The sequence below is a fragment of the Roseateles violae genome, from assembly GCF_030410485.1.
GTDB lineage: Bacteria > Pseudomonadota > Gammaproteobacteria > Burkholderiales > Burkholderiaceae_C > Roseateles_D > Roseateles_D violae.
In genome coordinates, this window is record NZ_JAUHHC010000003.1 from 545,671 (window position 1) to 557,686 (window position 12,016).

Here is a 12,016-nt window from a genome sequence, read left to right on the forward strand (position 1 = left end):
CAATCGGCCGAAAACGATTTAGCCATTTCATTGCCATGTCTGCAAACCTGACGCCCGAAGAAGCTCGGAAAGCCAGTAATGAGATGCTCACTCAGTGGGCGAATACTTATCGCAGTGACTCTGGTGTTTATCGGGTCGTGGTCAATGAGATAGACCGTCGAGCTGAAGTCCAAAAGAATTGGAGAAAAGTTGGCGTCGTTGTTGTCATCGGTTTGCTCGGCGTTGCCTTCTTCTGGTTGCGCCATGCCTAGCCTTACGTTCAAGCGGTCGACCAAGCTGCCGTCTATGTCCAACACTAGGGCAACGTCCAAGAAGCGAATTTCATGAGACTCACACAGTTACTGCTTTTGGCGCTAATGCTGCCAGTGTCAGCACATGCGAAGACCGCAGCGGAACTACAAGATGACTGCGCTGCTTTTTATCAGCAGTCCACAACTGTTGCGGGAACTCAGGCCGACCTTGACCGAATGCTCAAATGTGTCGCGTACATCAGTGGTGTCCTTGATGTCCCGTTGATGTACAGCGTGGGTGGCGCAGCCTACTGCGCTCCTGCTGGAACTACGCGGGGTACGGTTATCGGGGTCGTGAGGGAGCAGATCCGGCGACCAGAGGTGGCCAAGATGACTTGGCCAGGGTCCGGGCCACAGGTCATCTTCAATGCAGTGCAAGCGCGTTGGCCCTGCAACGAATCGGGAAGATGAGCCGACATTTCCAGCATAACCTTTTAATTGAGCGGTAGATTGCTGAGTACGACAAATGACCAAGACGCCGAGCGCGACCCAGTTGATCGGCGAAGCACAAGGAGAGCAGCCCTGGCATTCATCTGCAGGGCCGTTCGCCCGACGGCTCAGCGGCCGGTAGCGGAATAGCGTCTTTTTTATCTCAATGATCCGTTCGGCGTTCGCAACCCTAGCCGCATGAGCTAGGTCTCCGGGCCGAGCGCCGGGCCGCTCCCAAGCCGGCCCGCGCTGGCGATGTGCTCGCGGCTCGATGCCGCGAGCATCGCCGTCCCCGCGGGGGACCGACCAATCTCGCCCGCGTTCAGCGGGGCGAGATTGGGCGAGGGGTACTATCTCAACCGCTTGATCAGGCTCGAAGTATCCCAGCGATTGCCGCCCATCTGCTGGACGTCGGCGTAGAACTGGTCGACGAGAGCGGTCACCGGCACGCGGGCGCCGTTGCGGCGGGCCTCGTCCAGCACCAGGCCCAGGTCCTTGCGCATCCAGTCGACGGCGAAACCGAAGTCGAACTTGTCGTCGACCATGGTCTTGCCGCGGTTGTCCATCTGCCAGCTCTGCGCCGCACCCTTGCCGATCACGTCCAGCACCTGCTTCATGTCCAGGCCCGCGCGCTGGCCGAAGGCGATCGCCTCGGACAGGCCCTGCACCAGGCCGGCGATGCAGATCTGGTTGACCATCTTGGCCAGCTGGCCGGCACCGCTCTCGCCGACGCGGGTCACCGCCTTGGCGAAGGCCAGCGCGATCGGCTCGATGGCCGCGAACGGCTCGGCGTCACCGCCGCACATGACGGTCAGCGCGCCGTTGACGGCACCGGCCTGGCCGCCGGAGACCGGCGCGTCGATGAAGTGCAGGCCGCGCGCCTTGGCCGTGGCATAGAGCTCGCGCGCGACCTCGGCCGAGGCCGTCGTGTGGTCGACGAAGAAGGCGCCGGCCTGCATGCCGGCAAAGGCGCCCTGCTCGCCGAGCACGACCGAGCGCAGATCGTCATCGTTGCCGACGCAGCAGAACACGATCTCGGCGCCGCGCGCGGCCTCGGCCGGCGTGGCGGCGAAGGCGCCGCCGTACTCCTTGGCCCAGGCCTCGGCCTTGGCCGTCGTGCGGTTGTAGACGGTCACCTGGTGACCGGCGCGGGCCAGATGGCCGGCCATCGGATGGCCCATGACGCCGAGGCCCAGAAAGGCGACGCGGCGCGAGGGGACGGGAGCGTAGGTGCGTGCGGGTGCGTTCATGCACCCGACTTTAGACGATGGTCAGGTGCTCGGTGCCCGAGGACAGATCGCCGCTGCGCGCGCGTTCGCTGTTCAGCTTGATCTGCAGGCGCAGGTCGTTGACCGAATCGGCATTGCGCAGCGCGTCCTCGTAGCTGACCTTGCCCAGCTCGTAGAGGTCGAACAGGGCCTGGTCGAAGGTCTGCATGCCCAGCTCGCGCGAGCGCTTCATCAGCTCCTTGATCTCGCTGACCTCGCCCTTGAAGATCAGGTCCGAGACCAGCGGCGTGTTCAGCAGGATCTCGACCGCCGCGATGCGGCCCTTGCCCTCGCGGCGCGGCAGCAGGCGCTGCGAGACCAGGGCGCGCAGATTCAGCGACAGGTCCATCAGCAGCTGGGCGCGGCGCTCCTCGGGGAAGAAATTGATGATGCGGTCCAGCGCCTGGTTGGCGCTGTTGGCGTGCAAGGTGGCCATGCACAGGTGGCCGGTCTCGGCAAAGGCGACCGCATGCTCCATCGTCTCGCGGTCGCGGATCTCGCCCATCAGGATCACGTCGGGCGCCTGGCGCAGGGTGTTCTTCAGCGCCGCCTCCCAGCTGTCGGTGTCGATGCCCAGCTCGCGCTGGGTGACGATGCAGTTCTTGTGCGGATGGACGAACTCGACCGGGTCCTCGATCGTGATGATGTGGCCATAGGTCGTCTCGTTGCGCTCGTCGATCATCGCGGCCAGCGAGGTGCTCTTGCCCGAGCCGGTGGCGCCGACGACGATCACCAGGCCGCGCTTGGCCTGCACCACTTCGCGCAGCACCGGCGGCAGGTCCAGCGAGGCGATCGTCGGCAGCACGGCCGGAATCGTCCGCAGCACCAGGCCCACCGAGCCTTGCTGCAGGAAGGCATTGGCGCGGAAGCGCCCGATGCCCTGCGGCGAGATCGCGAAATTGCATTCCTTGGTGCGCTCGAACTCGGCCGCCTGCTTGTCGTTCATGATCGAACGCGCCAGCTGCAGGGTGTGCTGGCCGGTCAGCGGCTGCGGGCTCACCTTGGTGACCTTGCCGTCGACCTTGATCGCCGGCGGGAAGTCGGCGGTCAGGAATAGGTCCGAGCCCTTGCGCGAGATCATCAGGCGCAGCAGGTCATTGATGAATTTGGAGGCTTGGTCGCGTTCCATGGAGGTCCTACTGCGGTTGAGTCTCGCGGGGAAGTTCTGCCGTTACTCACTTGGCTGCGCCAAATGAGTAACGTCAAATTTCCCGGGCTTCAGCCCGGGAAATTTTCCGGGAACTTGGCTTTGGAGCGGGCTTCGCCGGGGGAGATCACATTGCGGCGGACCAGATCGGTGAGGTTCTGGTCCAGCGTCTGCATGCCCTGCTGGTTTCCGGTCTGGATGGCCGAGTACATCTGCGCGACCTTGTTCTCGCGGATCAGATTGCGGATCGCCGAGGTGCCCAGCATGATCTCGTGCGCGGCCACCCGGCCCGAGCCATCCTTCAGCTTGCACAGGCTCTGCGAGATCACCGCCACCAGCGATTCGGACACCATCGCGCGCACCATCTCCTTCTCGGCCGCCGGGAACACGTCGACGATGCGGTCCACCGTCTTGGCGGCCGACGAGGTGTGCAGGGTGCCGAAGACCAGGTGACCCGTTTCGGCCGCGGTCAGCGCCAGGCGGATGGTTTCGAGGTCGCGCATTTCGCCGACCAGCACGCAGTCCGGGTCCTCGCGCAGCGCCGAGCGCAGGGCGTTCGAGAAGGAGAGCGTGTGCGGGCCGACCTCGCGCTGGTTGACCAGGCTCTTCTTCGATTCGTGCACGAACTCGATCGGATCCTCGATGGTCAGGATGTGGCCGTACTCGTTCTCGTTCAGGTGGTTGATCATGCCGGCCAAGGTCGTCGACTTGCCCGAACCGGTGGGACCGGTGACGAGCACCAGGCCGCGCGGCTTCAGCGCAAGCTCGGCAAAGACCTTGGGCGCATTCAGCTGCTCCAGCGACAGGATCTTGGACGGAATCGTGCGGAACACGGCGCCGGCACCGCGGTTCTGGTTGAAGGCATTGACGCGAAAACGCGCCAGGCCCTGGATTTCAAAGGAGAAGTCGACCTCCAGCGTCTCTTCATAGACCTTGCGCTGGGAGTCGTTCATGATGTCGTACACCATGTCATGGACGGCGCGGTGGTCGAGCGCCTCGACATTGATGCGGCGCACATCGCCGTGCACGCGAATCATCGGCGGCAGGCCGGCCGAGAGATGCAAGTCCGAGGCCTTGTTCTTGACCGAAAATGCCAGCAGTTGGGTGATGTCCATGAAAGACGATTATGGCGACGATCGCGGCGAACTTACAAGAAACGCAGACCCGGCTTGCATCTGCTTGCACGCGTGCCGGCCGCCCCGTGCAAAGCGTCACGCTGCTGGTCGTCAGCAAGACCTTCTCCGCCACAGCCGTGCGTGAGGCCTACAACGCCGGTGCGCGCCGCTTCGGCGAGAACTATGTGCAGGAAGGGCTGGAGAAGATCGAGGCGCTGGCCGATCTGCGCCAGGACGTCGAGTGGCATCTGATCGGCCCCTTGCAAAGCAACAAGACCCGCGTCGTCGCCGAGGCCTTCGACTGGGTGCACAGCGTCGACCGGCTGAAGACCGCGCAGCGCCTGTCGGAGCAGCGCCCGGCCGCGCTGCCACCGCTCAACGTCTGCCTGCAGATCAATATCAGCGGCGAGGACACGAAGAGCGGCGCGGCTCCCGGCGAGGCCTTGGCGCTGGCGCGCGCGATCGCCGCGCTGCCGCGGCTGCGGCTGCGCGGCCTGATGGCCGTGCCCGAGCCGGCCGCCGACTTCGAGGCGCAGCGCCTGCCGCACCGCGCGCTGGCCGAGCTGCAGCGGCAGCTTATCGCGCAAGGCCTGACCCTGGACACCTTGTCGATCGGCATGAGCGCCGATCTGGAGGCCGCCGTTGCCGAGGGCGCGACCATGGTGCGCATCGGCTCGGCAATCTTCGGGCAACGTCCGACGCCGGCAGCATGAGCAGCGAGGGCGCGGCCGCGCTCCCGCGCTATCAGCAGCTGGCCGAGGAGCTGGCCGCGCTGATGGCCAGCGGCGCGCTGCGCCCCGGCGACCGCCTGCCCTCGGTGCGCCAGACCCAGCGGGCACGCCGCTGCAGCGCCGCCACCGTTTTCCAGGCCTATTACCTGCTCGAATCGCGCGGCCTGATCCGCGCCGCGCCGCGCTCCGGCTACTTCGTCGCGCCGCCGCCCAGCCAGGCGCCGACGCGCTCGACGCCGCGGCCCGAGCCCGGCCCGGTGGAGGTCAGCGAGCTGGTGTTCCAGCTGCTGGGCAGCAGCGGCCCTGCCATCCATGCGCCCTTCGGCTCCGCCTTCCCGAGCGCCGCGCTGTTCCCGCTCGAGAAGCTGCGCCGCGCGCTGGTCGCCGGCAGCCGGAAGATGAGCGCCGAGCAGCTGACCGCCGATCTGCCGGCCGGGCACGAGGAGTTGCGGCGCCAGATTGCCCTGCGCTATCTGCGACTGGGCCTGGCCATCACGCCGGACGAGATCGTGCTGACCCATGGCGCGCTGGAGGCGCTGAATCTGAGCCTGCAGCTGCTTACCCGGCCCGGCGACGCGGTGCTGGTCGAATCGCCCGGCTTCTACGCCGCGCTGCAGGCGATCGAGCGGCTGGGCCTGCGCGCGATCGAGATCCCCACCGATGCGCGCGAGGGCGCCGATCTGCAGGCCCTGGCCATCCTGCTCGAGCGGCAGCAGCCCCGGGCCTGCTGGCTGATGAGCAGCTGGCAGAACCCGCTGGGCAGCCTGATGCCGGCCGACAAGAAGCGCGCGCTGCTGGCGCTGCTGGCGCGCCACGGCGTGCCGCTGATTGAGGACGATGTCTATGCCGAGCTGCACTTCGGCGCCCAGCCCGCGCCACCGGTCAAGGCCTTCGAGGCGCGGACAACCGGCGCGGCGGTGCTGCACTGCGGCTCCTTCTCCAAATGCCTGGCGCCCGGCTACCGCGTCGGCTGGGTCGCCGCCGGCCGCCTGGCGCCGGCGCTGCAGCGGCTCAAGCTCAGCAACAGCCTCGGCGGCTCCTGGCCGGCGCAGGCGGCGCTGGCCGAGTACCTGCAGGCCGGCGGCTTCGACCTGCATCTGCGCGGCCTGCGCCGGGCGCTGCAGCGCCAGCGCGACGCGATGCTGGACGGCATCGCGCGCCACTTCCCGGCCGGCACGCGGATGACGCGGCCGGAGGGCGGCTACTTCGTCTGGCTGGAACTGCCACCCGGCGGCGACAGCCTGGCCCTGCATGGGCAGGCGCTGGCCGAGGGCATCAGCTTGGCGCCGGGGCCGATGTTCTCGGCCCGGCGCGAGTTCGGCCGCTGCCTGCGGCTGAACTACGGCCATCGCTGGACGCCGGCGCTGCAGGCGGCGCTGGCCAGGCTGGGTAGCCTGGCGGCCGCGCAGTGCAAGGCCTGAGCGCGCGCGCCTCGGCCGCTCGCTTCATTTCCCGCCGTGGACCGACAGCAGCGCATCGACCACGCAGGACAGCAGGTCGCTGCAGGAGGCCTGCCGGTGGTGCTGGTCCGAGCGCTGCTGTGCGGCATTGCCGGCCTCCCGGGCGCCGGCGCGGCGCAGATCGTCGGCGGCGCGCTGCTCGCGCGCGGCCTCCTGGGCGTGATAGCTGGAGCCCGCACAGCCGGCGCCGCCCAGCTGCAGCAGCGTGAGCAGGAGCGCGGAAAAAAGCAGTGATGGAGAGCGCTTCATGTTCTGGCCGGGTTCCCCATGGAGTTCTTGATCTTGGCGCAACCGGCAGCAGCTTGGCGTCTTGGGCTCAACGGACCGTGCATGTAATGGGCGCCATCCGGCCGATCTCGACGATGAGCTCGCTGCCCTTGCCGCGCACGGTGGTGGGGCCGTTGGCGTACAGAAAGCCGGACCCGGCGACCTGCTGCCGCAGTTCGATAGTCTCGCCCTGGCGGAGCAAGAGGCCGATGCCCTGAGCGCCCAGGAAGCGCATCTCCAGGCTCTCCCCATTCGCACAGGCGTAGTGAACGCGGCGCTCGCCCGCGGCTTCGCCGGGCGGGGTTGGCGCCGCACAAGCGGCCAGCAGGGGCAGCAGCAGTGAAACGCCGGAGGTCTTGCGCATGATGCAAGCTTAAGCAGGCTGCGTGCAATCCGGCATCGCGTTTGCCCGAGCCATCATCCACCCGCAGCGGGCGCTGCGGCGCTGATACGGTCGAAAGCAGCGCAATCTGCATCTTCCGCGCCGCGCAGCGCTGCGGCAGCATCGCGGCATGAGCCCGATGATGATGAAGCCCCTGAGGAAACTGCTGCCGGCGCTGAGCCTGCTGCTGGCGCTGGCCGCCGCGCCCAGCCCCGCCGCGCCCTTCGAAGACACGATCGCGCAGCGCGCGCTGGCCTGCACCCTGTGCCATGGCAAGGAGGGCCGGGCCGCGGCCGATGGCTATTACCCGCGCCTGGCCGGCAAGCCGCAGGGCTATCTCTACAAGCAGCTGCTGAACTTCCGCGACGGGCGGCGGCATTACGGGCCAATGAGCGAGCTGATCGATCCGCTCAGCGACGACTATCTGCGCGAGCTGGCCGGCTACTTCGCCGCGCTGGAACTGCCCTATCCGCCACCGCAGCGGCCCGGCCTCGCGCCGGCCGCCCTGGAGCGCGCCCGTGCACTGGTGCTGCATGGCGATCCGGCGCGCCAGCTGCCGGCCTGCGTGCAATGCCATGGCCAGCAGCTCAGCGGCGCCCAGCCCTTCATCCCCGGCCTGCTGGGCCTGTCGCGCGACTATCTGAACGGCCAGCTGGGTGCCTGGCGCAGCGGCCTGCGCCGCGCGGTGGCGCCGGACTGCATGGCCCAGGTCGCCAAGCGCCTGAGCCTGGACGAGATCAACGCGGTCTCGCAATGGCTGGCCGCGCAGCCGCCGCCGCCGGGCATGAAGCCGGCCGCCGCGCCGCCCGAGCAGCCACTGCCGCTGGAATGCGGAGGCCTGCGATGAGCGGCCGCAGGACGGCTCTTCGCATCGCCCTGCTGCTTGCCGCCCTCGCCTTGGGACTGGCCGCCCTGGTCTGGCGGCTCAACCATCTCGACGAAGCACCGGCATCCACGGAGGGGACCGCGCCGCCGACGCCGGCGCTGCTCGAGCGCGGTGCCTATCTGGCCCGGGTCGGCAACTGCGCCGGCTGCCACACGGCGCGCGGCGGCCCGCCCTATGCCGGCGGGCGCGCGATCGCGACGCCCTTCGGCGCCGTGTTCGCGCCGAACCTGACGCCCGATGCGGCGACCGGCCTGGGCGGCTGGAGCCGCGCCGACTTTTGGGCCGCGCTGCACAATGGCCGCGGCCGCGACGGCCGCCTGCTAAGCCCGGCCTTCCCCTACCCGAACTACGCGCTGCTGAGCCGCGCCGATGCCGATGCGCTGTTCGCCTATCTGCAAAGCCTGACCCCGGTTGCGCAGCCGAATCTGCCCTCGCAGCTGCGCTTTCCCTACAACACGCAGCTGAGCCTGGCGGTCTGGCGCGCGCTGTACTTCCGCCCGGCGGTGTTCGAGCCCGATGCGCGGCGCGGCGCGGAATGGAACCGCGGCGCCTATCTGAGCCAGGGCCTCGCGCATTGCAGTGCCTGCCACGCGACGCGCAACGGCCTGGGCGCCGGCGGCACGGCCGACTTCTCCGGCGGCCTGCTGGCCGGCAGCGGCTGGCTGGCACCCTCGCTGCACGACCCGGCCGAGGCCGGCGTGATGGACTGGAGCCCCGCCGCGCTGCGCCAATGGCTGGCCCATGGCAGCAACGCGGCACTGGCCAGCGCGCAGGGGCCGATGGCCGAGGTGATCCTGGGCAGCACCCGGCATCTGAACGAGGCCGATCTGGCCGCGATGGCGCAATATCTGCAGGCGCTGCCGCGCCGGCCGGTCGAGCGGCCCGAGCCGGCCGAGCCGCAGCCGCTGCTGCGCGAGCTGGGCCGCCGGCTCTATGGCGAGCATTGCGCCGCCTGCCATGGCCAGCAGGGCGAGGGCGTGGCCGGCGCCTATCCGCCGCTGGCCGGCAGCCGCGTGGTGACCATGGCCAGCCCCGGCAATCTGCTGCTGATCATCCAGCGCGGCGGTTTCGCACCGGCCACCGCCGGCCATCCGCGCCCCTTCGGCATGCCCCCCTTTGCCGGCGTGCTGGACGACCGGCAGTTGGCCGCGCTGGCCAGCTATCTGCGCAACAGCTGGGGCCATCAGGCCGGCGATGTGCGGCTGCTCGACGTCGTGCAACTGAAGTCGCGCCGCATCGACTGAGGCCGCGGCGCTCGCAATCCCCGATCGGGGGGAGCACAGCGGCCGCTGCCGCGCACTTGTTCACGCCGGCCGCAAAAGCCGCTGTACGACTTGTTACCCAATGCCGCGACACTGCGGGTCCGGCGGTCAAGAGCGAGCTTCGCGAACGGCCCCAAAAAACCTGCAGCCCGTATCTGCGACATATGTCACGGCCAGCGCAAGACCTGATGTAAACCCTGATCCAGCGCTGTCTCGAAGGCGACGAAAGCCAGATCGGGTTCCCAGCATCAGCGGCGCAAGCCGCGCGGCCCGGGACGACACAAGAACACCGAATGATCGAAGAGGGAAGTTCCACATGAATCTTCTGACCCAACTGCGCATCAGCCATCGCCTGGCCGTCAGCTACGGCCTGCTGATCCTGCTGCTGATCGCGATCGGCGCCTATGGCGCGATCAATGCCCGCGGCCTGGCCCATGACCTGGACCGCACGGCCAACTCCAGCCTGGTCAAGATCGGCTCGGCCAATGCGCTGGACGTTAATGTCAATGTGGTGGCCCGCGCCTCGCGCGACCTGCTGCTGCTGGACACCGCCGGCGGCATCAAGAAGGCCAAGGCCGCGATCACCGGCGCGCTGGACGACAGCGAGAAGCAGCTCTCCAGCCTGGACGGCATGCTCGACGATCCGAAGGAGAAGGAGCAGATCGCCAAGGTCCGTGAGGCGCAGGCCAAGTTCATCGCCGCCATCGGCAAGTTCCAGAAGGTGCAGGCCGACGGCTCGCCGGACGAGGCGCGCGAAAGCCTGATCACCGACGTGCGCCCGGCCCAGCAGGCCTATCAGGACGGCCTCAAGGGCCTGGTGGATCTGCAGTACGAAAGCGCGCGCGACCTGGCCGTCTCGGCCGGCGAGATCGCTCGCTCCTCGGTGCTGGTGACCGGCCTGCTGGTCATCGTCGCGGCCGTCATCGGCGTCGGCGGCGGCTATGTGATCGCCCGCTCCATCGTCGTGCCGGCCAACAAGGCCAAGGAAGCCGCCGAGGCGATCGCCGCCGGCGATCTGACCCGCCACATCACCGTCAAGGGCAGCGACGAGCTGGCCCAGATGCTGACCGCGATGCAGGACATGCAGCGCGCGCTGTCCGGCGTGGTCCACAGCGTCAGCGCGGCCGCCGGCGAGGTGGCGCAGAACTCCGGCGCGATCGCCGACAGCAATGTCAATTTGTCCGACCGCACCGCGCGCTCGGCCGCCAGCCTGCAGAACACGGCCGCCTCGGTCGAGCAGATCGCCTCCAACCTGAACGGCGCCAGCGACCTGACCCGCCGCGCCGCCGGCATCGCCAGCAAGGCGCGTCAGTCGGCCTCGGCCGGCGGCACCGTCGTCTCCAAGGTCGTCGAGACCATGGAAGAGATCAGCGCCAGCTCGAAGAAGATCGGCGACATCATCGGCGTCATCGACGGCATCGCCTTCCAGACCAATATCCTGGCGCTGAACGCCGCCGTGGAGGCGGCCCGCGCCGGCGAGCATGGCCGCGGCTTCGCCGTCGTCGCCAGCGAGGTGCGTTCGCTGGCCCAGCGCAGCGCCACCGCCGCCAAGGAAATCAAGGTGCTGATCCAGGAATCGTCGGTGAAGGTCGAGAACGGCACCAAGCTGGTCGACAACGCCGGCGTGACGATCCGCTCGGTGGTCGACGAGGTCAACAATATGGGCCAGCTGATCGAGGAGATTTCGCACTCGGCCCAGGAGCAGGCCGCCGGCGTCGGCGTCGTCAACAACGCGATGAACGAGCTGGACCGCGCGACGCAGCAGAACACCACCCTGGTCGACGACCTCAGCCGCTCGACCGACGCGCTGAAGACCAGCTCCTCGCGCCTGCTCGAAGCGGTCGGCTTCTTCCGCGCCGCCGCCGTCTGATCACCCCCGCATTCACCCCCATTCGCCAAGAGAAACCGCTATGACGTTCACCACCGCCCCCAAGTTCCTGCGCTCGGCCACCCTGCTGTGCGGCGCGCTGGCCCTGGCCTTTGCCGCCCACGCCAACGCGCCCAAGGTCATCAAGAAGGTGCCGCCGGAGTTCCCGCGCGAGGCCGCCCAGCAGGCGATCACCAGCGGCACGGTCAAGGCCAAGATGTCGATCGAGCCGGACGGCAAGGTCAGCGCCGTTGAAATCATCGAGGCGCAGCCGCGCCGCGTGTTCGACAAGGCCGTCACCCGCGCGCTGATGGACTGGAAGTTCGAGCCCAGCAACGAAAAGCAGACGCACGAAGTGAAGCTGGTGTTCAGCAACGAAGACTGAGCCCGCCTTTCAGCCGCCCGAACAACCGCCCCGCTCGCGCCGGGCGGTTTTTTCATGCCCGCCTCAGCGCAGGGTGATGCCGCTGGCGCGCAGCGCCATCACGGCGCCGTTGGGCTGGGTCAGGTGCATCCAGCCCAGCAGGCCCAGGCACAGCAGCAGGCCGCTGAGCAGGATGGCCGTCGTCATGCGGCGGCGGCGCTGTTGCTGCTGCTCGATGCGGCGGCGACGCGGCGTCGGCTCGGCTAGGCGCAGCTGCACCGGATCGGCGACCAGGCGCTTGGAGCGCTGCACCCGGTGGGCCTTTTTACGTCCGTCACGACCGGACACAACTTCGAAGCTCAGCGCCTCGCCCAGCGTGGGCGCGGCACCGTCGGTCGGGAAGGCCGAGATATGGACGAACAGCGGTTCGCCCCCCTGGATCGAAGCGACGGCGCCATAGCCACGGTCCGGATTCCACTCGGTCAAAGTACCCTCAAATCTCATCGGATCCCCCATTGCACTGCTTGCCGCTTCGTCCGCGTGCATAC

At 68.3% G+C, this 12,016-nt stretch carries 14 protein-coding genes; 8 read left to right on the forward strand and 6 right to left on the reverse strand.

Annotated features, from left to right (window positions below; translation table 11 throughout):
• Positions 1 to 35: 35 nt before the first annotated feature.
• Both QWJ38_RS12910 and QWJ38_RS24025 read left to right on the forward strand, forming a co-directional pair.
• Complete coding sequence (locus tag QWJ38_RS12910) at positions 36 to 251, forward strand: hypothetical protein (RefSeq protein ID WP_290359486.1); 216 nt, start codon at positions 36 to 38, stop codon at positions 249 to 251.
• Between the two features lie 105 nt (positions 252 to 356).
• Complete coding sequence (locus QWJ38_RS24025; protein ID WP_350340438.1) at positions 357 to 701, forward strand: Rap1a/Tai family immunity protein; 345 nt, start codon at positions 357 to 359, stop codon at positions 699 to 701.
• A 368-nt stretch (positions 702 to 1,069) separates the two neighbouring features.
• Here the strand turns inward: QWJ38_RS24025 and QWJ38_RS12915 are convergent, their stop codons facing one another.
• The 3 genes from QWJ38_RS12915 to QWJ38_RS12925 form a co-directional block, all read right to left on the reverse strand.
• Complete coding sequence (locus tag QWJ38_RS12915) at positions 1,070 to 1,969, reverse strand: NAD(P)-dependent oxidoreductase (protein WP_290359487.1); 900 nt, start codon at positions 1,967 to 1,969, stop codon at positions 1,070 to 1,072.
• 10 nt (positions 1,970 to 1,979) lie between these two features.
• Positions 1,980 to 3,116 (reverse strand): PilT/PilU family type 4a pilus ATPase, encoded by a 1,137-nt coding sequence (locus QWJ38_RS12920; protein ID WP_290359488.1) that lies wholly within the window; start codon positions 3,114 to 3,116, stop codon positions 1,980 to 1,982.
• A gap of 89 nt (positions 3,117 to 3,205) precedes the next feature.
• Positions 3,206 to 4,249 (reverse strand): type IV pilus twitching motility protein PilT, encoded by a 1,044-nt coding sequence (locus QWJ38_RS12925; RefSeq protein ID WP_290359489.1) that lies wholly within the window; start codon positions 4,247 to 4,249, stop codon positions 3,206 to 3,208.
• 11 nt (positions 4,250 to 4,260) lie between these two features.
• Between QWJ38_RS12925 and QWJ38_RS12930 the strand changes: the two genes are divergently transcribed.
• Together QWJ38_RS12930 and QWJ38_RS12935 are read left to right on the forward strand one after the other, a co-directional pair.
• Complete coding sequence (locus QWJ38_RS12930; protein ID WP_290359490.1) at positions 4,261 to 4,962, forward strand: YggS family pyridoxal phosphate-dependent enzyme; 702 nt, start codon at positions 4,261 to 4,263, stop codon at positions 4,960 to 4,962.
• Positions 4,959 to 6,401, forward strand: coding sequence for an aminotransferase-like domain-containing protein (locus tag QWJ38_RS12935; protein WP_290359491.1), 1,443 nt, complete (start codon positions 4,959 to 4,961; stop codon positions 6,399 to 6,401). The genes QWJ38_RS12930 and QWJ38_RS12935 overlap by 4 nt, the downstream gene beginning before the upstream one ends.
• 24 nt (positions 6,402 to 6,425) lie before the next feature.
• Here the strand turns inward: QWJ38_RS12935 and QWJ38_RS12940 are convergent, their stop codons facing one another.
• Together QWJ38_RS12940 and QWJ38_RS12945 are read right to left on the reverse strand one after the other, a co-directional pair.
• Positions 6,426 to 6,689 carry a hypothetical protein gene (locus tag QWJ38_RS12940; RefSeq protein WP_290359492.1) on the reverse strand — a complete coding sequence of 88 codons (264 nt, stop codon included), beginning with the start codon at positions 6,687 to 6,689 and terminating at the stop codon, positions 6,426 to 6,428.
• A gap of 67 nt (positions 6,690 to 6,756) precedes the next feature.
• Positions 6,757 to 7,071 carry an MliC family protein gene (locus QWJ38_RS12945; RefSeq protein ID WP_290359493.1) on the reverse strand — a complete coding sequence of 105 codons (315 nt, stop codon included), beginning with the start codon at positions 7,069 to 7,071 and terminating at the stop codon, positions 6,757 to 6,759.
• Between the two features lie 160 nt (positions 7,072 to 7,231).
• Here QWJ38_RS12945 and QWJ38_RS12950 point away from each other — a divergent pair, with 160 nt between their 5' ends.
• The 4 genes from QWJ38_RS12950 to QWJ38_RS12965 all read left to right on the forward strand — a co-directional run bounded on the left by QWJ38_RS12950 (position 7,232) and on the right by QWJ38_RS12965 (position 11,489).
• A complete protein-coding gene (locus tag QWJ38_RS12950; RefSeq protein ID WP_290359494.1) occupies positions 7,232 to 7,936 on the forward strand; it encodes a c-type cytochrome in 705 nt (234 codons plus the stop codon).
• Complete coding sequence (locus QWJ38_RS12955; RefSeq protein WP_290359495.1) at positions 7,933 to 9,219, forward strand: cytochrome c; 1,287 nt, start codon at positions 7,933 to 7,935, stop codon at positions 9,217 to 9,219. The genes QWJ38_RS12950 and QWJ38_RS12955 overlap by 4 nt, the downstream gene beginning before the upstream one ends.
• Before the next feature lie 334 nt (positions 9,220 to 9,553).
• Positions 9,554 to 11,107: a methyl-accepting chemotaxis protein gene (locus QWJ38_RS12960; protein ID WP_290359496.1), complete on the forward strand. Its 1,554-nt coding sequence runs from the start codon at positions 9,554 to 9,556 to the stop codon at positions 11,105 to 11,107.
• 40 nt (positions 11,108 to 11,147) lie between these two features.
• Positions 11,148 to 11,489 (forward strand): energy transducer TonB, encoded by a 342-nt coding sequence (locus tag QWJ38_RS12965; protein WP_290359497.1) that lies wholly within the window; start codon positions 11,148 to 11,150, stop codon positions 11,487 to 11,489.
• Between the two features lie 63 nt (positions 11,490 to 11,552).
• Here the strand turns inward: QWJ38_RS12965 and QWJ38_RS12970 are convergent, their stop codons facing one another.
• Entirely contained in the window at positions 11,553 to 11,972 is a 420-nt protein-coding gene (locus QWJ38_RS12970) for a cold-shock protein (protein WP_290359498.1), read from the reverse strand.
• Positions 11,973 to 12,016 lie beyond the last annotated feature (44 nt).

Bases quoted from the DNA above. Each gene is read 5' to 3' on its own strand.
- QWJ38_RS12910 (WP_290359486.1), top strand. From the start codon at position 36: ATGTCTGCAAACCTGACGCCCGAAGAAGCTCGGAAAGCCAGTAATGAG.
- QWJ38_RS24025 (WP_350340438.1), top strand. From the start codon at position 357: ATGCTGCCAGTGTCAGCACATGCGAAGACCGCAGCGGAACTACAAGAT.
- QWJ38_RS12915 (WP_290359487.1), bottom strand. From the start codon at position 1,969: ATGAACGCACCCGCACGCACCTACGCTCCCGTCCCCTCGCGCCGCGTC.
- QWJ38_RS12920 (WP_290359488.1), bottom strand. From the start codon at position 3,116: ATGGAACGCGACCAAGCCTCCAAATTCATCAATGACCTGCTGCGCCTG.
- QWJ38_RS12925 (WP_290359489.1), bottom strand. From the start codon at position 4,249: ATGGACATCACCCAACTGCTGGCATTTTCGGTCAAGAACAAGGCCTCG.
- QWJ38_RS12930 (WP_290359490.1), top strand. From the start codon at position 4,261: ATGGCGACGATCGCGGCGAACTTACAAGAAACGCAGACCCGGCTTGCA.
- QWJ38_RS12935 (WP_290359491.1), top strand. From the start codon at position 4,959: ATGAGCAGCGAGGGCGCGGCCGCGCTCCCGCGCTATCAGCAGCTGGCC.
- QWJ38_RS12940 (WP_290359492.1), bottom strand. From the start codon at position 6,689: ATGAAGCGCTCTCCATCACTGCTTTTTTCCGCGCTCCTGCTCACGCTG.
- QWJ38_RS12945 (WP_290359493.1), bottom strand. From the start codon at position 7,071: ATGCGCAAGACCTCCGGCGTTTCACTGCTGCTGCCCCTGCTGGCCGCT.
- QWJ38_RS12950 (WP_290359494.1), top strand. From the start codon at position 7,232: ATGATGAAGCCCCTGAGGAAACTGCTGCCGGCGCTGAGCCTGCTGCTG.
- QWJ38_RS12955 (WP_290359495.1), top strand. From the start codon at position 7,933: ATGAGCGGCCGCAGGACGGCTCTTCGCATCGCCCTGCTGCTTGCCGCC.
- QWJ38_RS12960 (WP_290359496.1), top strand. From the start codon at position 9,554: ATGAATCTTCTGACCCAACTGCGCATCAGCCATCGCCTGGCCGTCAGC.
- QWJ38_RS12965 (WP_290359497.1), top strand. From the start codon at position 11,148: ATGACGTTCACCACCGCCCCCAAGTTCCTGCGCTCGGCCACCCTGCTG.
- QWJ38_RS12970 (WP_290359498.1), bottom strand. From the start codon at position 11,972: ATGAGATTTGAGGGTACTTTGACCGAGTGGAATCCGGACCGTGGCTAT.